Here is a 19112-nt window from a genome sequence, read left to right on the forward strand (position 1 = left end):
CGTCAGGTCTGAATAGCCTGACGACTTTTTTTACTTTTTAGAAATCCTTTCATCCTTCCGCAAGGTTTCCAGGTATGAAACCAAGTCAATAAGATCTTGCTCGCTCATGGCCGACTGTAAATCGGAAGGCATTAATGAGCTCTCCAGTTTCGTACGCGATGTCACGTTTGCTTTTTCAACAGATTGCTGGTTATTCATGTACTGCAACTCTACCTTATCGGCCGTCTCTGACACAATTTTGCCAACGGCAGTAGATCCATCGTTGAGTTGCAAGCGATAGCCTTCGAAACCAAAACTGATTCCCTGATCAGGGAAAAGAATTGAGGTATACAAAGCTTCTTTTGAAAGCTTAGAGCCGATTTCACTTAAGTCGGGCCCAAAGTTCACACCTTCACCCTTTACCTGGTGGCAATTACCGCAGACCGACTGGAAAACGGTCTTGCCATTTGCCTGATCACCCTTTTTATCAACCAGTACTGAAACAGAAGGCAACGGTGCACCTTCTTTGCTACCAGGAATCTTTAAATACTTAGCGGCTTCCTCCTTTAAAAGGGCACGCCACGCGGTCTGAAAGACGCCGCCGGCTGCTGTATGAAGTTCAGAGGGAATTTTACTTTCTTTTGCCAACACAAGTAAACGATCCTCGGCTTGCCATGGCCCACCAAAAGTTTTCACCGCCAATTTTCGTAAGTCGATATTTTTTGCGCTGTCCATCATCACACCTTCCATCAAGGAAATTGCCTTGGCGTTGTACATGTGCGGCCAGAGCGATTTAATCATGGCCTGTACGACATCTTTGTTAGTCGAATTCAATGCATTTTGAATCAGATCGACTTTATTCCAGTCCAATAACGTTTTCGCAGATTCCTTACCCACAGTACTATCGGGATACTGTAAGGCCAATTGCAGCAAATCGCCAGATCGATCTTGTAGTTTGAATGAAGTCACGAGCTCAACAAACTCAATTTTTCCGCGGTGCTCCTCGAGAACTTTATTGAGCGCTGTTTTTACAGGGGCAGTCATTCTTAATTTTGTAGGCTCCATGTGTTTTAAAGCATACAACACTTTGGATCCTTCAGTCTGTTGAAGTAAATCTGCCAGAACTTTTTGTTTTGACGGATCGGTATGAAAATCAAATGCGCGATAATATTTAAACATCGTTTTTTCATCCGACGATTTTATTAAGTCAGCTAATAAAGGCATGGCCGATTTGCTCCTGCTTCTCCAAACAATTTCAATGTTGGCTGGGGTGTTCCAGTTTTTACCAACAGCCGCCTTCCAGGTGTTAAAGTATAGATCCCAATTTCCTGAGGCACTGATGCCTAACGCCTCTAAATACCAGCGATCCTTCCCGTCATATTGCTGTGCGAGTTGGGTCCAAAGATTCGCTGCCTCTTTAGAAGAATTTCCGCGGAGGGCTATAGCGAGTTCGCGCCGAACTTGTGGAGAAGGATCTTTTACAAGCTGAGCTGTAACAGTCGGAATGTTCTTTTCCAAAAACCGGGCTGCCCTTATTCCCGCAATGCGAATGTTTGGATCTTGATCAGACAGTGCCTGTGACAGATATTCATCGGCTTTTCCTTGCAGTTTTATAAGCAACCAAAACGCCTGAGCTCTGTGTCTCTGATTTTTTGAAGTCCATATTTTTTTAAGCGCCTCTTCAGCTTTTTCTCCCATAGCTGCCAAGGCATTCCATCCCAAAATCCTGGAACTCGCATTTGGGTTTAGCAATGCAGTGATTGCACCGTCAGTCGTGCTTACATCTATTGTTGGAACAGTGTATTTTGATTTTATCGGTGCCACACGGTATATCCTTCCTCTATTCACATCTCCCACCTGATGACCGCCTACGCCTGGGTCATACCAGTCCGCGACAAATAACGACCCGTCGGGTGCTACTGCGACGTCAATCGGCCGGAACCATTGATCCTTTTGGGATTTCAGAATATTAATAATGGTTGCTTTATAACCCGCGCCTTCATTTTCAACCGGATAAGATCGAACGACATTGTTGCCAGGCTCCGCATGAATCATTTGTCCATAAAAGACTTCCGGAAGCAAATTGCCTTCATACAACGTTAACCCTGCTGGTGAGCCTGCACCAGTTTGTAAAACATTCGGAACAACCCCTGGATCATTTAAATGCCAATGACGCAATGGAATTTCTTTTTCCATGTTCGTTCTTCTGGCTCGCCATCCTGCTCCGGTCATTTCATCCTGGTAACCATAGTTTCCATATTCCATCACATAGTTAATCCGTGTACCCTTATTGCCATCATCATCGTTATCCGATTGCCACATCGTTCCGTATGGATCAAGAGCTACCTCATAATTGTTTCTAAAATTACTTCCCAGTACTTCAACGTTCTGGCCATTGATATCGCTTCGCATCACCAACCCTTGGCGAAAAGGTTTCCCGTTCGTCACTACTTTATGACCGTGAATGTCGACGACTGTATCGCCAGCGGCATTGAGAAGTGATTTACCTTCATTTCCAAAATTAAAATACAATCTACCTTCTGGTCCAAAAACGAAAGTGTGCATGCCATGGTCGTGTTGCACGCCTTGAATCCCTTGGAATAATATTTCCTTCTTATCCGGAACGTCATCACCATTTTCGTCAGTAAATACAAAAACATTCGGGCTACAAGAAATAATTATTCTGTTGCCGACTAATGAAATTCCAAGTGCAGAATTTACGTCAGTTCCCTGGTAAAATACTTTGCTCTTATCAGCCTTGCCGTCGCCATCCGTATCTTCCAGAATCATGATCCTATCTCCCTCTGCCTTCACTGGATTTTTTGGATTGTATTGATTTCTATAGTTGAAAGCCTCACAAACCCAAACACGTCCGCGCTCATCGATGGCCATATTTGTTGGATTTGAAAACATGGGTTCGGAAGCGAATAGCGAAACTTCTAAACCGTTGTGTACCGTCAGGTCGGCTAGCGATGCCTCTGCTGAATGCTCCTCTGCTGTCTTTGGTTTACTGCAAGAAAGTATGCATAGCAAGGAACAACATAATCCGATGTTCCTGAGAATTGAGTAAAACATACGTTTGAATTTGGTAGACTTGAAAGATAAGCACTGTTGAACTTCTAATCAATCATAATTTTTGTGCGTGGATATGCAAGTGCTCTTCAATGAGATGCCCAAACCTGGATTGTTTTAACTTGAACAAGCCGTGCCGCGTGTAATTGGTCGGGCCGCTATACGTCAACCCATTCGCATTCAAATATTACGACAGTGTTGTATTACTGTTAATAGCATTTAATCGATCGAAACACCGAACGCTTAATTGCGTTATTTGCAATAGCAACAACCACTAATTTTTGCTATGACATCAATCAATCAAAGACACCAGATCCTGGAATCGTTGGATTATTTGGATCAAGGTCAAACGGAAAAAGTGTTGGCGTATATTCAAACACTTATGCATACGCACAAAGATGAAATCTCTCATCAAAAATTAAAGCGCGAAGCGCTGCGGGAGATTCGCCTGGCGCTTGGACAAGACCGGAAACTAAAACCGTTTTTTTAGGCGAAGAATCTTCGTTGCAAGAATGAACAGGTGCGTTATTTAATGCATCTTAGAATCCTTTTCACCTTAAGTTTTTGGGCATCAATTGTACTTTACATAATGCTCCCACTTCTCAATTACTTCTTTAAAGTCATTGGGCAAATCCGAATCGAATAACAGCCGCTCTTTTGTTATGGGATGAACAAAGCCAAGACTTTTCGCATGCAGTGCCTGCCGGGGTATAATAGTGAAGCAGTTATCAACAAACTGCTTGTACTTTGAAAACACGGTGCCTTTTAAAACCTGATTGCCGCCATACATGCTATCATTAAACAGTGGATGTCCCAGATGTTTCATATGCGCTCTGATTTGATGCGTGCGTCCGGTTTCTAATTGGCATTCTACCAAGGATACATATCTTAAATCTTTCAATACGCGGTAGTGGGTTATCGCGTGACGACCCATATCTCCTTTGGGAAAGGTTGTGGTAACCCTTCGGTCTTTTAAACTTCTCCCAACATTCATATTGATCGTGCCCTCAGCAGGTTCGGGTATACCCCAAACCAGCGCGTAATATTTTCTCTCAATGGTATGGTCAAAAAATTGCTTAGCCAGTCCGTTAAGGGTCATTTCATCTTTTGCTACAACTAAAAGACCCGACGTATCCTTATCGATACGGTGCACTAATCCTGGACGTCCATCATTGCCTGGTAATTGCGGCAGATTTTGGAAATGATAGGTCAAAGCGTTTACCAAAGTTCCAGTCCAGTTTTGATAAGCAGGATGTACTACCATGCCCGCCGGTTTATTGATAACCATGAGGTATGCATCTTCAAAGACGATATCCAATGGAATATTTTCTGGTATGACATCGGTGTCCCGCGGCGGTTCTGGAAAAAGGACGGTGATCACATCTCTTGGATGAACTTTGTAGTTGGGCTTAATAGGTTTGTCGTTAACCTTAACAAAACCCGCATGAATTCCAGCTTGGATTTTCGTTCGTGTAACATTCGGCAACCGCGCCATCAAAAATTTGTCTATTCGAACCAGGCCCTGTTTTTGATCCGCAACAATGCGATGATGCTCAAAGAGCACATCATCTTGTTCTTCCGGAATTTCTGTATCACTCATTCGATTGCGTATAAAAGGGCATTGAATTTATTTACAAAATATCTTTTCAGTGGTGGATTGTTTCCTTTCATAAAGGTTTACCTACACGTAAATTGAGGCGCAAAATAATCAGATTACGCTAATATCATTTCGGACATGAACAAATACACCTATCTGCCGTTTAACCTCCACGGATGTCGCGCTTTGTAAAATATAAGTTTTGTTACTACATCCGCCAACGCTAGATGAAAACGTTATTTTTTATATTGCTGGGCATCTCAGCATTTTCGTGCGCTAAAAAGGACTCTATTGAACAACCTGCGAGTGAATTTGAACCTGGTGTAAAATTAGCGGAAATAAAGGATGATAAACTCGAAGAGATTTCCGGCCTCGCCGCAAGCATTAATAATGCGCCTTTACTTTGGGGTCACAACGACTCCGGCAATAAAGCTGAAATATACTTATTAGATAAAAACCTCGATATTAGGTTGACGTGTGAATTGAAAGGCGTTGAAAATCGCGATTGGGAGGATATCACTGTGGGGCCTGGACCTGATTCGTCAAAAAACTATGTATACATTGGAGAGATAGGTGATAATGATGCGCAGTACAAGTATAAATATGTGTATCGTTTTGAAGAACCGACCTGGAAGGAACATCAACAAAAGAAAATTGTCATCACTGAATTTGATAAGATTACCTTTCAATTGTCCGATGAGCAAAAAGATACGGAAGCGTTGATATTGGATCCTAAAACCAAAAATCTGTACATTATCTCAAAACGTGAAGAGCCGGTCTATCTGTATGAATTAAAGTATCCATACTCCTCCAACGATACCGTCACAGCATTAAAACTAATTTCGTTGCCGTTTACCAAAATTGTTGGTGCAGATTTGTCGGCTGATGGTCGCGAATTGCTGATGAAAAATTATTCGCATGTTTTTTACTGGAATTCTTCAATTGCCAAACCCCTTAACGATTTATTGAAGGACCCGCCAAAGAGTGTTCCTTATGAAATAGAACCACAAGGGGAATCAATAACGTGGGCAACTGATGGAAGTGGTTTTTATACCCTTAGCGAGGTAAATAAAAATAAAAAGTCTTACCTGTATTTTTACAAAAGAAGATAGTTGATCTATATCTTTTTCCCTTTCCATCTTCCCGATCTCATATACAAAAAGGCCATTGAAAACATAGAGATCCAGTACACCCATTCTGAACCCCATCCCCATGTAATAGGAAGTTTCCAATATTCGAGAACTAAGTAAGTATAGATGCTGTAGATGACGATAGTTATAGCTTCGATTCGGAGGTTCACGATGGTATTACCGGTTCCGGTCACGGCATTTAGCCACACCGTTCCAACTGACATCATCAGCAAAGCCACCGACACAATTCGAATGACGGGTATACCATGCGTTATAAATTCCTCTCCTTGACTAAAGAAAGATAAAAACCATTCCGGCCATATGTTCAGTACGGTAACGACAACCAAGGAGATCGAAAAACTAATGGTAATAATTTTTCGAATCAATGGGAGTACTTCATTGGTTTTACCTTGACCTAATATATTGCTCACCATACTATTGGTCGCTGAGGCAAAGGCCCAAGAAAAAATGCCCGACAATCCAAAAATATTTCGCATGGTGTTAGAAATTGCAAGATCTCTCGCTCCATGGTGTTCTACTAAAATGTAAAAGTACTCCCAGCTAATTATGCTGATGGCATATTGTACAACAAGAGGTGACGATTGAATTAGAATGAGTTTGATAATTGAAAAATCAAAAGGACCACGTTCGAAAAGCCCAAAGACCTTGTGCAGTCCCATCGACCGGATGACAAAATAGATTACCAATAAACCTGATCCTTCGGCAATAATGGATGCGTACGCGGCTCCATTGAATCCGATTTTAGGAAGCCCAAAGTGACCATAGATCAACCCGTAATCCAGAAAGATATTTACCAGTGCTTCTGACAACGTGCCCCATACCAGGAAACGTGTTTGATTCGTCCCCACAAGGAAGGCGTTGCGCATAACATATAGATAAAGAAGCGGCAAGCCCCAAATGCGTATCAACAGAAAATCAACAACTTGATTGGCTATTTCCCGGTCGTGAATAACAGCGTGCATGATGATGGGCGCAAATAGATAAGTAATTGCAATTCCACACGCGGCCACTGCCAATGATACCCATGCGCCGTGATTAAATAATCGCCCGATTTCCTTTGGCAAATTCTGCCCTGCTCTTCTGGAGATCAATGCCTGAAGACCATTGTTTAACCCGTTACCGATAACTGCAAAAATCAGATAGTATACACCGGTTATTCCTGCACTCGCTAATTCTTTTTCTCCCAGCTTGCTCAAAAATATATTATTGGTGATGAAATTAATTTGAGGCACGAGCAAGGCCAGCGAAATGGGAAGAGCCATTCCCAAAATCTGACGATAGCTTGTGTTGAGTTGTAATTCCATACCCGGTGCGCAAAGCTAATAGGAACGGTCAATAACGAATAGTGTTGGCGCGTGATGAAAATTAATTTTGGGCGGAAGCTAATACAAATGCACTAGTCAGGTAAATAGGGTTTGACTCTTGCATAAACCCATGTCCCGAGCACTGCAGAGAAAAATGTAATTAACGTTACCCCATAACCCGCTCCTATTTGTGCATAGAGAGGTCCAGGACAGGCACCGGTCAATGCCCACCCGAATCCGAAAATTAGTCCGCCGATGATGATGCCGTGATGATACGGTTTTTCCGGAACGTCTATAGCTTCACCGTTAGCCGTTCGGAGGTTAAGTTTACGGATGAGAAATATGGACAATGCACCGACGGGTAAAGCGGTCATAAAAATGCCAAACATGTGAAAGCTTTGGAAGTGAAACATTTCCTGCATCCGGAACCATGAAATAGCTTCTCCTTTTGTAAGCGCCAAACCGAATACGACGCCAACGAACAAATATTTTAGATTTTTCATAGTAATAAGATTGCAGGGAGGATTAGATGACTACATATAATTCCACCAACAAAGAAACAGATCACTGCCACCAACGAAGTCCATTGCAGCGCAGAGAGCCCAAATATGCCATGGCCTGACGTACATCCTCGTGCATAACGTGTCCCAAAACCAATCATGAATCCACCCACTATGATAAGCCAGAAACCTTGCCAGGTAAATACGTTGCTCCAGGTAAAGAGTTCTCGGGGTAACAACCCAGATACATCATGAACACCGTTCGACTGCAACACAGCAACGGTATCAGGCGCCAGTGTCGTCGTTGCCGGATTTTCAAAAAGCCATCCGCCTATGAAACCACCAAGGAGGATCCCACATACAAAAAAAAGATTCCAGCTGTCTTTTTTCCAATCATAGTTAAGGAAGGGAATGTCGCTGGGATAACATGCGGCGCAAAGTTGTCGCAGCGTGGAAGAGATTCCAAGGCGTTTATTTCCTAACAAAAGCAATGCAGGAACCGTAAGCCCGATTACCGGACCGGCGATATACCAGGGCCACGGCTCATATAAAAATTCCATGTGACGAAAATTAAAGTAAAGCGTTTGTTACGATGGCAAGTTAAAGTATTTTAATTTTCACACCTTCGTATTGAAGAGTTCAACAATAAACACAACATGAAAAATTCAAAAATTGCTATTATCGGGGGAGGAAACTTAGGCGCAGCGATTGCGGAAGGTCTGATAAAAAGCAAGTTTATTTCACCACAGCATTTAACTGTTACGCGCCGGAGTATTGAAGCACTGTATAACCTTAAATCGTTAGGCGTAAACGTTACAAGCGATAATGCTGCGGCGATTCAAAACAGCGAAGTTATTATTGTGGCACTCAAGCCGTATAATGTAAGAGAAGTTTTGGAAGGTCTTCGCGAAAATTTCGACCCGTCAAAACATATCGTCATCAGTGTAGTAACAGGGGTTGCTGTAAAAGATCTTGTCGCCATTGTTGGTAATCGCGCGCCTGTGTTTCGGGCCATGCCTAATACGGCGATCGCTATCCAGGAGTCGGTTACTTGCATTTGCCATCAAGGTGCATTGAACGAACAAGTAAATTATGTTACGGAGTTATTCAATCAACTGGGCGTGACAATTTCAATAGATGAAAAATTGATGGATGCAGCCACAGTCTTAGGTGCCTGTGGAATAGCATTTGCGCTACGTTTTATTCGGGCGGCGACTCAAGGAGGAATCGAAATTGGCTTCGACGCTAAGACTGCGAACCTGATCGCAGCGCAAACAGTTAAGGGATCAGCTGAATTATTGTTGAAACTTAACCGTCATCCTGAGGAAGAAATAGATAAAGTAACAACACCCAAGGGTTGTACCATTGCAGGGTTAAATGAAATGGAACATCAGGGCTTTAGTTCTTCCCTCATCAAGGGAATACTAACGTCCTATGAAAAAATCGGAAAGTAAAAGACTTCTTCTTAAGCATTCGTCCTAATTCAAACATCGATGGAAGGACTTGAAAAATCACTAAGTGCAGCGGAGGCCATGGTGAGTGCAGAGCAGGGGGCGAAAAGAAGTACTACGGATCACTCCCGCCATTGCCTTAACTGTTCTACGGCATTGACGGATCTTTATTGTCCTCACTGCGGCCAGAAAGATATTCCCAGGCGTCAAAGTCTTGCTGAATTGTCATTCAGTTTCATTTCATCCTTTTCGGGCTATGAGTCCAAATTTCTAAAGACCTGCAGATACTTACTTTTAAAACCAGGGTTTCTTGCAACAGAATATAATGCTGGAAAAAGAGAAAGTTATTTCCATCCGGCCAGGATGTATGTGTTTATTAGTTTTATTTATTTTCTGCTTTTTACATCGCTTCCCGATGCAAATGAGAAATCTATCGTCACCATCACAAGTGAGAATGATACTGAAGATGTAGATTACAATAAAGGTGAAGGAGATGCGATAGAAACTCGCGCGCAATACGATTCGATTCAGCAATCGTTAATGCCTCAGGACCGGGATGGATGGCTGACTAAAAAATGGAAATACAAGGAAATAGAATTGACGAATCAATTTGAGGCTGATCCAAAAGGATTTGCAAGCAAAGTGATCAATGGGTTCACTGCCCACTTCTCCCAAGTATTTTTCTTTTTACTCCCGGTTTTTGCCTTTTTACTATGGTTATTATACATCAGAAAAGATTTCTTTTATTATGAACACCTGGTATTTTCAATATGCTATTATAACTTCTTCTTTCTAGCCGGTTCTTTTGCTATGCTTGCTAATTCGATTCCGTGGCTTAGATGGCTGGGTATACTTCTAGAATTGGCTATAGTTGTTTACTTATTACTTGCCATGAAGGCGGCATACAAGGAGACATGGCGTAAAACCATTTGGAAATATGCGGTTTTTATTGGCCTTTTTGGAATTTGCATCGCCTTGGGATTGTTAACTAATTTACTTATCACCCTAATGTTTATCTGATGCTGTTGAATGCCCAAGTGCCATTAGCCGAACGTATGCGCCCAAAGACGTTGAATGAATTAGTGGGCCAGGAGCACCTTACAGGGCCAACCGGAGTGTTACGCATGGCCATTCAGGCAGGAAATATTCCTTCTATGATCTTGTGGGGTCCGCCCGGAGTTGGGAAAACTACAATTGCCAACATCATTGCCCATGCAGCTAAAAAACCTTTCTACACGCTCAGCGCTATTAGCGCTGGTGTAAAAGATATTCGGGAAGTTATTGATAAAGCTAAATCGACGCCACGCTCTATATTGTTCATAGATGAGATCCATCGTTTTAATAAGGGTCAGCAAGATGCGCTGTTGGGTGCCGTTGAAAAAGGCATTCTAACGTTGATCGGCGCAACTACCGAAAACCCTTCGTTCGAAGTGAATGCCGCATTGCTCTCCCGTTGCCAGGTCTATATTCTTAAAGCGCTGGGGGAAGAACAATTAATGGAACTGGTAAGACAAGCATTAAGGCGCGATGAAGATTTAAAACAACGAAATATCATAATTCAAGAACATCAGGCGCTGTTAAATATATCGGGAGGTGACGGCAGGAAATTGCTGAATCTGATTGAACTTATAAGTGACGCCCTACCAGGCGATATTGTTATCACAGATAAATTGGTGATGGAGCTTGCGCAAAAACACGTCGCTATTTACGACAAAAGTGGCGAGCAACATTACGATATCATTTCTGCATTTATCAAATCGATTCGCGGCAGCGATCCCAACGCTGCTGTATATTACTTGGCACGAATGGTAGAGGGTGGTGAGGACGTTAAGTTCATTGCAAGACGCCTGGTTATTCTTGCGTCAGAAGATATTGGTAACGCGAACCCTACCGCCTTAATCATGGCGACCAATACCTTTCAGGCTGTGAATGTCATAGGATACCCTGAAGCCCGAATCATCTTGGCGCAATGCACCGTATATTTGGCAAGTTCACCCAAAAGTAATGCAAGTTACATGGCAATCGAAAATGCATTGAGTAACATACAGGAAACAGGTGACTTGCCTGTGCCGCTGTCCATACGCAATGCGCCCACGAAGCTCATGAAGAAACTTGATTACGGCAAAGGATACCAATATGCCCATAGTTATGACGGGAATTTTGCAAACATGGAATTTCTGCCTGATAAGATTAAGGGAACAAAATTCTATGAGCCAGGCAACAATGCCAGGGAAGAAGAGTTAAGGAAATACCTCCGGTCTTTGTGGAAAGAAAAATACGGTTATTAAAACATGCATCAACAGAATATCATTTTTGAATCGTCCCCTGGTTACATTATTGTTTGCATAATGGTGGCCGTTGGGTTTGCCTTTTTGTTATACAAGTCAAGGCATCCGTGGAGTAAGCAGTGGAATAGAATACTTTTCGGAACCCGCACTGTGCTGGCATTTCTGCTCGCATTTCTATTACTGGGTCCAATTGTAAAACAGATCAATAATATTTTCGAAAAACCCTTTTTCATTTTATTGTACGATAATTCTGTTTCTGTAAAGGAAGCTGTGGATTCAACTTCACTAATAAAGTTAAATGATAACGTCAAGGATGTAGCCGCTGTTTTGAATGAGAAAGGATATGACGTAAAAATCAATAGCCTGGCTGGTGAAGAAATTATTGCTCCCGCTTTTACGGCCGAAAACTCTGATCTTACCGGAGCATTAAAAGCAATCGCTAACCGCTATGAAGGAAGTCGTATGGGCGGTATTGTGTTGATCAGCGATGGAATTTATAACGCCGGTATTTCTCCGTTGTATTCAACATATAATTTTCCCGTTTATACCATAGGGATAGGCGATACGTTGCAGCATAGTGATGTAGGGATTAAAAACGTGTCCTACAATAAGATTGCATATCAGGGAAATAAATTTCCATTACGCGTTGAGGTCATCGTAAAAAATCTTCAGAATGCGGCCGTTACTGCTTCCGTATTGCAGCGTGGTAAAGTGATCGACAAGCAAACGAAGGCATCGAAAGAAGGCGAACTCTTAACATTTGATTTTCAGCCTTCAGCAAATGAACAAGGCATTCAGAAACTCGATATCCAATTGGATGTAAAAGAAGGAGAGCACAATACGCAGAACAATCAAACCTCAGTTTTTGTGGAAGTGGTGGAAGGAAAGAAGAAAATTTTGGTGGTCGCATCTTCTCCGCATCCAGATATTAAAGCCCTTCGTGAGGTTATTGAGAAGAATTCGAATTATGAGTTTATTCTTTATACACCAACGATAAATGCACCTGCAGCAAATGCGCTCCGCCCCGAAGAAATTGACTTGGCCATCTTCCATCAGGCACCTGATTTACGAGGAAAAACCAATGCACTATTCCAACAATTTGCAACCAGCAAAACGTCTTTGTTTATAATCCTTGGGCAGCATTCAGACCTGCGTCAAATAGAAAAACAAAATATGCCCGTAAAATTTGAGGGAACGCCACAAGATTATGACGAAGTAACACCGGTGGTGAATTCATCTTTTTCAAGTTTCATTATCTCACCTGAGTCAAATACAATGTTAGCAGATTTTCCGCCAGTCTCCGTTCATTTCGGAAAGGTCGGCGTATCACTCGGAGCTTCGCCATTATTATTTCAACGGGTTGGTAGCGTTTCTACAGACAAGCCATTATTAGCAGTCTCACAACAAGACGACAGGAAAATTGGTATCATGCTCGGAGAAGGTTTGTGGAGATGGCGTCTTAACGAATTTGACCGTACTGAAGGCACAGCAGCATTCGATGAAGTCTTCGGAAAATTAATCCAGTATCTCAGCACTACGGAGGACAAGCGCAAATTCAGAAGCTATCCGATCCAGCAAGAATTTTCGGATACCCAGCCCGTTGTTTTTGAAAGTCAGGCATACAATTCGATTTATGAACCCGTTTTCGGAAATGAAGTCACCATCGATCTGACCGATGAGCAAGGCAAAAAAAATTCTTACTCATACACAACCAGTCCGGGCAATAGCCGATATCAGATTGGCGGATTGAAAGAAGGTGTATATCGGTATCGGTCCCGAACTACATTAGATCAAAAGCCTGAAGAAGTACGCGGCGAATTTGCTGTAGTAAAGCGGCAGGCTGAGTTACAAAATCTGACAGCAGATTTTGATTTATTAAAAACATTATCAAAGAATACCGGAGGTAAATTTTATTCGGCAGTTAATGTTGAGGGCTTGAAAGCAGAATTGCAAAAGGTGCAGGCAAAAAGTGTTATTCACACCGAAGAAACTTATGATACATTAATCAATCTGAAGTGGGTTTTTGTGCTGCTCCTATTGTTGGCAACTTTCGAATGGACGCTGAGAAAGTATTTTGGAGGATATTAATAAATCGTGGCGCCGCATGAAACGGCGCCACTATAAAATTTATCCATTCATTGAAATCAAAAATTCTTCGTTGTTGCGTGTACCTTTCATTTTGCTTTGCAGGAAGTCCATCGCTTCAATAGAATTCATGTCAGCCATAAATTTCCGCAATATCCATACTCGTTGCAATTCTTCTTCTTTTAGAAGCAAATCTTCGCGGCGCGTACCTGATGCAGGCACATCCATCGCAGGATAAACCCGGCGATTAGAAAGTTTGCGATCAAGTTGTAACTCCATGTTACCAGTTCCCTTAAACTCTTCGAAGATTACCTCATCCATTTTTGAACCGGTGTCAATAAGGGCTGTTGCAATAATTGTAAGAGATCCACCATTTTCAATTTTACGGGCAGCTCCAAAGAAACGTTTTGGTTTGTGTAGAGCATTCGCATCAACACCGCCAGAAAGAATTTTACCGGATGACGGAACCACTGTATTATAGGCACGTGCTAAGCGCGTGAGGGAGTCAAGGAGGATCACAACGTCATGACCACACTCAGTCATCCGTTTTGCCTTTTCCAGCACAATGCTGGCAACCTTTACATGGCGCTCTGCTTGTTCGTCGAATGTTGAAGCTACAACTTCAGCATTTACGCTCCGGGCCATATCAGTTACCTCTTCAGGTCGCTCATCGATAAGCAACACGATCAAATAAACCTCAGGATGGTTGGTGGCAATTGCGTTGGCGATATTTTTCAATAATACCGTCTTACCAGTCTTAGGCTGTGCCACGATCATCCCACGCTGACCTTTACCAATAGGGGCAAACAAATCGAGGATACGAGTCGAAAGATTATCAGGCGTTGTTGCAAGTTTTAATTTTTCGTTCGGAAACAAGGGTGTTAAATATTCGAAAGCTACGCGGTCGCGAATTTCTTCGGTTGTTTTTCCGTTGACGGATTCAACTTTCAGAAGGGCAAAATATTTTTCACCTTCCTTAGGAGGCCGTATGAATCCTTTCACAGTATCACCAGTTTTCAAACCAAATAGCTTGATTTGAGAAGGCGATACATAAATATCATCAGGACTAGCCAGGTAGTTATAATCGGATGAACGAAGGAATCCATAACCATCTTGCATGATTTCCAATACACCTTCGTTACTGATAGCACCATCAAACTCTCTTATTGCCAGACGAAATTGTGGCGATTTTTCTTCGCGAGATTCGGGACGTGTATGACGCGGTTCTTCCATTGCTGGAATTCCAGATTCTGGTTCCGAATTAAATGTTGGAGGCGTGCTGTCGAAATTAATATCGATTGAATCTAATATCTCATCAGATGAGAAATCAGTTTCGGTTTTTGGTGCGGGTGGTGGTGTTGGCGCTACGTTTTCACGTCTTCTGGGCCTCATTTTACGTTCTGGCTCTGCAGTAGATGCTTCGGGTGCAATAGTCTCCGTTGTAGGAGCAGATTTGGCAGATTCTCCGGCAACGGCTTGTTGATCGAGGATTTTGTAGATTAGGTCTTGTTTGGCGAGTTTCTTGGCGTTTTTTACGCCCATATCCTCCGCGATTTCTTTAAGTTCAGAAAGGAGTCTGACGTTCAGATCATCAATAGTGTACATGTTAATTTAAAAATGAGTTGGAATTAAAAAAGATATGTTAGTTGAATTAATCGATTGTAATCAGCCAGGCTGAGATTAGGACCATGAGAACAACTAAAATGAAAACAAAAGACGAAAAATAAAATTCGGATTTATATTCAGAGGGCTTGAGATAAAGCCGTATGACGTTGCAAGTATAGCCGAAATTTAAATTATTATCAAATCATTAAAATAATTTATTCAAATCAAAAGGTCAGAAAACCTTCAAAAAAACTAATTTTAGGCCCTTCAAAATAAAATAAACATGCTGCAGGTTGCTGTAATACGCGAACAAACTAACAAGGTTCTGGAAGGCCTTCGTAAGAGAAACTTCAAAGACGCAGAAAATTTAATCAACCTGATCCTGAAGAAAGATGCCCTTCGAAAGGAGACTCAAAAAGCCCTCGACGACAGAAAAGCAAAAGCAAATGCCGATGCGAAGAAAATCGGTGAACTTATCAAAGCTCAGAAAAACGATGAGGCTAATGCACTGCGAGCTTCAATTGGAGAAGCCAAGGAAACGACCAAAGCAATGGAGGCATCTCTCAATGAGTCTGAGAAGGAGGTTATTGACTTGTTATATAAAATTCCCAACATACCTCATGAATCCGTGCCTGCTGGCTTTGGGGCGGATGACAACCTGAAGGTTTACGAACATGGGTTATTGCCTCAGCTTTCCTTGGATGCACTACCTCACTGGGAGCTCATTAAAAAATACGACATCATTGACTTTGACCTGGGAAATAAAATAGCGGGGGCCGGTTTTCCCGTTTACAAAGGGAAGGGAGCGAAACTTCAAAGAGCATTAATTAATTTTTTCCTGGATGAAGCCGAAAAACAAAATTATAAAGAGATACAGCCTCCGATTGTCGTTAATGAAGCTTCTGGTTATGGAACAGGTCAGCTTCCCGATAAAGAAGGCCAGATGTATTTTATTCAGGAGGATGGTCTGTACATGATTCCAACTGCAGAAGTTCCAATTACCAATTTATACCGAGATGTGATTTTAAATGAAGAAGATCTTCCAGTTAAGAATGCCGGCTATACGCCGTGTTTCAGACGCGAGGCAGGTAGTTGGGGAGCACATGTTCGGGGATTAAACAGACTTCATCAATTCGATAAAGTTGAAATCGTTCAAATTAGAAAGCCGGACGAATCGTATCAGGCGCTCGATGAAATGTGTGCTTATGTTCAAAGCTTACTCGAAAAGCTGGAATTGCCTTATCGTAAATTATTGTTGTGCGGAGGCGATATGGGTTTCAACTCTGCTCTAACTTTTGACATGGAGGTTTATGCCGCGGCACAACAAAGATGGCTTGAAGTGAGTTCGGTCAGTAACTTCGAAACATTTCAGGCAAACCGCTTAAAGCTGCGATATAAAACCAAAGAAGGTAAAATTCACCTGCTTCATACGTTGAATGGAAGCGCGTTGGCCTTGCCTCGAATTGTTGCTTCGATATTGGAGAACAATCAAACATCCGACGGAATTAAAATTCCAAAAGCGTTGATTCCTTATACCAAGTTTGATATCATTAATTAGAGAATTTCTTAAAGAGAAATTTACTTTTTAAAGTTTCATTTTGGGTACAGGCTATTCTGTTTTACCTTGATGATATGATCGATTATTCTGAAAGCAAAGTACTGCATGTGTCTGCGCATGTCGTGGGAAATGGCGTTAATGGCGAAAAATTAAAACTGTCTTCAGAGACTCTCGAAACTGAAGATGATGCCTTACAAAACGTCTTGCTAACCTATTTTCTTTCGAGTTTTAATGCATTCGAGTATTACAGGTTTACTTTTACGAATGATCAAATCGCCGAAAATGGATTGTATAAATTAGTATCTGAGATCTTCGAAGATCCCGATTCCCTTCATGAAAATTCTATTAACATTGCCAGCCATCTGTATGCAGTGACACTGCTTCCAAATATCAAATCCGGCGATTTATATGTGGCTTATCTGTCAGGCGTTCGTATCCAGAACCAAGTTTATAATGCCATTGGAATTTTTAAGTCTGAGAATAAAGATTCCTATTTAAAACTTAACACCACAACACCTTCTTTCAAATTAAAAGCAGACAACGGTATAAATATCCGAAAACTGGATAAGGGGTGTTTGATATTGGATGTTGAGCAGGAAGAAGGTTATAAAATTCTTGTTGTGGATAACCGGAATGCAAATGAAGCGCATTTCTGGATGAACGATTTTCTACAAGTAAAGCCGCTGGCGGATAACTTTCACCATACGCAAAATTTCATGAATCTTACCCGCCAGTATGTTGACGAACAACTCGACGAAGAGTTCAGTGTGTCAAAGGCAGACAAAATTGAATTGTTAAACCGGTCCAGGAATTTTTTCAAAACAAAAGATCAATTCAACCAACATGAATTTGAGGCAGAAGTATTGGAGGACCCTTCGGTCATTGAATCTTTTCGTAATTATGAAAGCACCCTTATATCCAGGAATGAAAGTGATATTGTAGATAATTTTGAGATCTCTGCTCACGCTGTAAAAAAACAGTTAAGGGTATTCAAGAGCGTGCTCAAACTCGATAAGAATTTTCATATTTATATACACGGTAATCGCCAGTTGATTGAAAAGGGTTTCGATGAGGACATAAAAAAACATTACTACAAGATTTACTTCGACGAGGAAACTTAGATGCTTCGGCTCCCGGAAATATCAGATTCTATTGAGTATCTTTAATAACAACACAATTCAAGTTTATGGAAGTAGAAAGTTTCGGCACCCGGGTTAAAAGAACATCAAAAAAAGTTATGAAAGTCATTGGAATTTCATTGCTGCTCATCGCGATCGTAGTGTTTAGTTTTCTGTATTGGGCTACTTACGAAGAAGGTGTTATGGCAGGGAAAGTTTTACGTGTAAGTGAGAAAGGAATGTTGTTCAAAACATACGAGGGTAAAATCAATCTCGAAACTTTTGGTGCCCTAAAGGGAACCAGCCCGATTGCAGAATCTTTCGATTTTTCAGTTTATAAAAGCGATACTGACCTTATTAAGGAACTCCAGCAAGTTTCGCTTAGCGGTGAACGGGTTAATCTTTATTTTGAAAAACATTATATGACTTTCCCCTGGCGAGGTGACACAAAATATTTTGTTACCCGCGTCGAACGGTTGGGGCATTAATTATAAGATCACACCCGTTTGTGATTTAATATTTGGTCGATCTTGGCAATCAACTATAAATGAAAAGCCCTTACTCCGTTTGAAGTAAGGGCTTTTTTAATATTTTATTTTACTGACTTAAGCAGTTGCAGCGGATGACTCCTCGAACTTCTGGGATACACGCAACACAACAGTCTTCTTTGCTTTGTAACCACAGTAACCGCATTGGAAGTGTTTCAGCAATTGACCTTCTTCAAGGCCCATTGGAGCTTTCAAAATCTCTTCGCGAACAACTTTGAATGTTTGGTAATTACATTCAGGACATTGGAGTGCATGTAAGTGACCTGAATAACGTTCGATCTTAACATATCCTGTTTCTTCGTCTTTCCACACATCATAGTCGATAGAGAATACTTGCTCTTCAGCTTGCATACCTTCGTCCAGGTAAGCATCTTCTTCCGACTCGCCTAATAGTTTCATAGGTTTTCCTGTTTTCGGAGAAACCCGTGGTTTGTAGCGAAGTGCTTTTAATCGTTTCTCGATGAAAAAAGGATAATAGAACTTTAACATGTTTTGCACGATGAGGGCAACGATCATACCCATGGCGAACGTCGTGAAACCACGAACAAAAATCCAAAGTGTGCTCAATTTGTCAATGGTAGAATTTGCGAAAAAGCAGCATCCTACAATAAGTACGATGGCAGCGATCCATAACGTTCTGATTTCTGTTCTGTTAATAAAATCATACTTAGCCTTCGCATCGCCCATTGTGGCTAAGCGGAAAACGTGATACAATACTATCAAAATAGAGATCGCCCATGCTACAAAGGCTACATTTCGAGCCATTGCATTCCATGCGTCATAGTTTTGGGTAGCAATATCTTCCATAGTTACGGATTGGTTATTTTTATTCTTGATAACAAATATAAAGTACTAC

16 protein-coding genes are annotated in these 19112 nt (G+C 41.6%); 9 read left to right on the forward strand and 7 right to left on the reverse strand.

The annotated features are described in order from the left end of the window. Positions 1 to 30: 30 nt before the first annotated feature. Positions 31 to 3054, reverse strand: a complete 3024-nt coding sequence (locus P2W71_RS06395; RefSeq protein WP_276368517.1) for a PVC-type heme-binding CxxCH protein — start codon at positions 3052 to 3054, stop codon at positions 31 to 33. Positions 3055 to 3337: 283 nt separating this feature from the next. On the opposite strand from P2W71_RS06395, the gene P2W71_RS06400 reads away from it, so the two are divergent. After that, the gene (locus tag P2W71_RS06400; protein WP_276368519.1) at positions 3338 to 3541 is read left to right on the forward strand and encodes a hypothetical protein; all 204 of its coding nucleotides are present in this window, start codon (positions 3338 to 3340) and stop codon (positions 3539 to 3541) included. An 81-nt stretch (positions 3542 to 3622) separates the two neighbouring features. Here the strand turns inward: P2W71_RS06400 and P2W71_RS06405 are convergent, their stop codons facing one another. Then, on the reverse strand, positions 3623 to 4651 hold the full coding sequence (locus P2W71_RS06405) for an RluA family pseudouridine synthase (protein ID WP_276368521.1): 1029 nt from the start codon (positions 4649 to 4651) through the stop codon (positions 3623 to 3625). A gap of 224 nt (positions 4652 to 4875) precedes the next feature. Here P2W71_RS06405 and P2W71_RS06410 point away from each other — a divergent pair, with 224 nt between their 5' ends. Further along, complete coding sequence (locus P2W71_RS06410; protein WP_276368524.1) at positions 4876 to 5760, forward strand: hypothetical protein; 885 nt, start codon at positions 4876 to 4878, stop codon at positions 5758 to 5760. 5 nt (positions 5761 to 5765) lie between these two features. Here P2W71_RS06410 and P2W71_RS06415 read toward each other — a convergent pair whose 3' ends face one another. The 3 genes from P2W71_RS06415 to P2W71_RS06425 all read right to left on the reverse strand — a co-directional run bounded on the left by P2W71_RS06415 (position 5766) and on the right by P2W71_RS06425 (position 8163). Then, the gene (locus P2W71_RS06415) at positions 5766 to 7103 is read right to left on the reverse strand and encodes an MATE family efflux transporter (protein ID WP_276368526.1); all 1338 of its coding nucleotides are present in this window, start codon (positions 7101 to 7103) and stop codon (positions 5766 to 5768) included. Between the two features lie 92 nt (positions 7104 to 7195). Next, entirely contained in the window at positions 7196 to 7606 is a 411-nt protein-coding gene (locus P2W71_RS06420) for a DUF6691 family protein (RefSeq protein WP_276368529.1), read from the reverse strand. Next, positions 7603 to 8163 carry a YeeE/YedE thiosulfate transporter family protein gene (locus tag P2W71_RS06425; RefSeq protein WP_276368531.1) on the reverse strand — a complete coding sequence of 187 codons (561 nt, stop codon included), beginning with the start codon at positions 8161 to 8163 and terminating at the stop codon, positions 7603 to 7605. Before P2W71_RS06425 ends, P2W71_RS06420 begins: the two co-directional genes overlap by 4 nt. A gap of 96 nt (positions 8164 to 8259) precedes the next feature. On the opposite strand from P2W71_RS06425, the gene proC reads away from it, so the two are divergent. The 4 genes from proC to P2W71_RS06445 are packed head-to-tail and all read left to right on the forward strand — an operon-like array spanning position 8260 to position 13430. Next, positions 8260 to 9057: a pyrroline-5-carboxylate reductase gene (gene proC, locus P2W71_RS06430; RefSeq protein WP_276368533.1), complete on the forward strand. Its 798-nt coding sequence runs from the start codon at positions 8260 to 8262 to the stop codon at positions 9055 to 9057. 39 nt (positions 9058 to 9096) lie between these two features. Then, positions 9097 to 10074 carry a DUF3667 domain-containing protein gene (locus tag P2W71_RS06435; RefSeq protein WP_276368536.1) on the forward strand — a complete coding sequence of 326 codons (978 nt, stop codon included), beginning with the start codon at positions 9097 to 9099 and terminating at the stop codon, positions 10072 to 10074. Beyond that, positions 10074 to 11342 (forward strand): replication-associated recombination protein A, encoded by a 1269-nt coding sequence (locus tag P2W71_RS06440; RefSeq protein WP_276368538.1) that lies wholly within the window; start codon positions 10074 to 10076, stop codon positions 11340 to 11342. Before P2W71_RS06435 ends, P2W71_RS06440 begins: the two co-directional genes overlap by 1 nt. Positions 11343 to 11345: 3 nt before the next feature. Continuing rightward, entirely contained in the window at positions 11346 to 13430 is a 2085-nt protein-coding gene (locus tag P2W71_RS06445; RefSeq protein WP_276368541.1) for a vWA domain-containing protein, read from the forward strand. A gap of 39 nt (positions 13431 to 13469) precedes the next feature. Here P2W71_RS06445 and rho read toward each other — a convergent pair whose 3' ends face one another. Further along, positions 13470 to 15032 carry a transcription termination factor Rho gene (rho, locus tag P2W71_RS06450; RefSeq protein ID WP_276368543.1) on the reverse strand — a complete coding sequence of 521 codons (1563 nt, stop codon included), beginning with the start codon at positions 15030 to 15032 and terminating at the stop codon, positions 13470 to 13472. Between the two features lie 283 nt (positions 15033 to 15315). Between rho and serS the strand changes: the two genes are divergently transcribed. The 3 genes from serS to P2W71_RS06465 all read left to right on the forward strand — a co-directional run bounded on the left by serS (position 15316) and on the right by P2W71_RS06465 (position 18196). Continuing rightward, a complete protein-coding gene (gene serS, locus P2W71_RS06455; protein ID WP_276368545.1) occupies positions 15316 to 16590 on the forward strand; it encodes a serine--tRNA ligase in 1275 nt (424 codons plus the stop codon). 74 nt (positions 16591 to 16664) lie between these two features. Next, positions 16665 to 17711: a nucleoid-associated protein gene (locus P2W71_RS06460; protein WP_276368547.1), complete on the forward strand. Its 1047-nt coding sequence runs from the start codon at positions 16665 to 16667 to the stop codon at positions 17709 to 17711. Between the two features lie 116 nt (positions 17712 to 17827). Further along, complete coding sequence (locus P2W71_RS06465; protein WP_276368549.1) at positions 17828 to 18196, forward strand: hypothetical protein; 369 nt, start codon at positions 17828 to 17830, stop codon at positions 18194 to 18196. 117 nt (positions 18197 to 18313) lie between these two features. On the opposite strand, the gene P2W71_RS06470 is transcribed toward P2W71_RS06465, so the two are convergent. Then, positions 18314 to 19063: a hypothetical protein gene (locus P2W71_RS06470; RefSeq protein WP_276368552.1), complete on the reverse strand. Its 750-nt coding sequence runs from the start codon at positions 19061 to 19063 to the stop codon at positions 18314 to 18316. Positions 19064 to 19112 lie beyond the last annotated feature (49 nt).

This window comes from Chryseolinea sp. H1M3-3, from assembly GCF_029360725.1.
GTDB lineage: Bacteria > Bacteroidota > Bacteroidia > Cytophagales > Cyclobacteriaceae > Chryseolinea.

What these genes read in the sequence shown, in the direction of transcription:
- P2W71_RS06460 (WP_276368547.1), top strand. Translation starts at nt 16,665, where the DNA reads ATGATCGATTATTCTGAAAGCAAAGTACTGCATGTGTCTGCGCATGTC.
- P2W71_RS06415 (WP_276368526.1), bottom strand. Translation starts at nt 7,103, where the DNA reads ATGGAATTACAACTCAACACAAGCTATCGTCAGATTTTGGGAATGGCT.
- P2W71_RS06405 (WP_276368521.1), bottom strand. Translation starts at nt 4,651, where the DNA reads ATGAGTGATACAGAAATTCCGGAAGAACAAGATGATGTGCTCTTTGAG.
- P2W71_RS06440 (WP_276368538.1), top strand. Translation starts at nt 10,074, where the DNA reads ATGCTGTTGAATGCCCAAGTGCCATTAGCCGAACGTATGCGCCCAAAG.
- P2W71_RS06425 (WP_276368531.1), bottom strand. Translation starts at nt 8,163, where the DNA reads ATGGAATTTTTATATGAGCCGTGGCCCTGGTATATCGCCGGTCCGGTA.
- P2W71_RS06470 (WP_276368552.1), bottom strand. Translation starts at nt 19,063, where the DNA reads ATGGAAGATATTGCTACCCAAAACTATGACGCATGGAATGCAATGGCT.
- P2W71_RS06420 (WP_276368529.1), bottom strand. Translation starts at nt 7,606, where the DNA reads ATGAAAAATCTAAAATATTTGTTCGTTGGCGTCGTATTCGGTTTGGCG.
- P2W71_RS06400 (WP_276368519.1), top strand. Translation starts at nt 3,338, where the DNA reads ATGACATCAATCAATCAAAGACACCAGATCCTGGAATCGTTGGATTAT.
- P2W71_RS06410 (WP_276368524.1), top strand. Translation starts at nt 4,876, where the DNA reads ATGAAAACGTTATTTTTTATATTGCTGGGCATCTCAGCATTTTCGTGC.
- P2W71_RS06395 (WP_276368517.1), bottom strand. Translation starts at nt 3,054, where the DNA reads ATGTTTTACTCAATTCTCAGGAACATCGGATTATGTTGTTCCTTGCTA.
- P2W71_RS06465 (WP_276368549.1), top strand. Translation starts at nt 17,828, where the DNA reads ATGAAAGTCATTGGAATTTCATTGCTGCTCATCGCGATCGTAGTGTTT.
- serS (WP_276368545.1), top strand. Translation starts at nt 15,316, where the DNA reads ATGCTGCAGGTTGCTGTAATACGCGAACAAACTAACAAGGTTCTGGAA.
- rho (WP_276368543.1), bottom strand. Translation starts at nt 15,032, where the DNA reads ATGTACACTATTGATGATCTGAACGTCAGACTCCTTTCTGAACTTAAA.
- P2W71_RS06445 (WP_276368541.1), top strand. Translation starts at nt 11,346, where the DNA reads ATGCATCAACAGAATATCATTTTTGAATCGTCCCCTGGTTACATTATT.
- P2W71_RS06435 (WP_276368536.1), top strand. Translation starts at nt 9,097, where the DNA reads ATGGAAGGACTTGAAAAATCACTAAGTGCAGCGGAGGCCATGGTGAGT.
- proC (WP_276368533.1), top strand. Translation starts at nt 8,260, where the DNA reads ATGAAAAATTCAAAAATTGCTATTATCGGGGGAGGAAACTTAGGCGCA.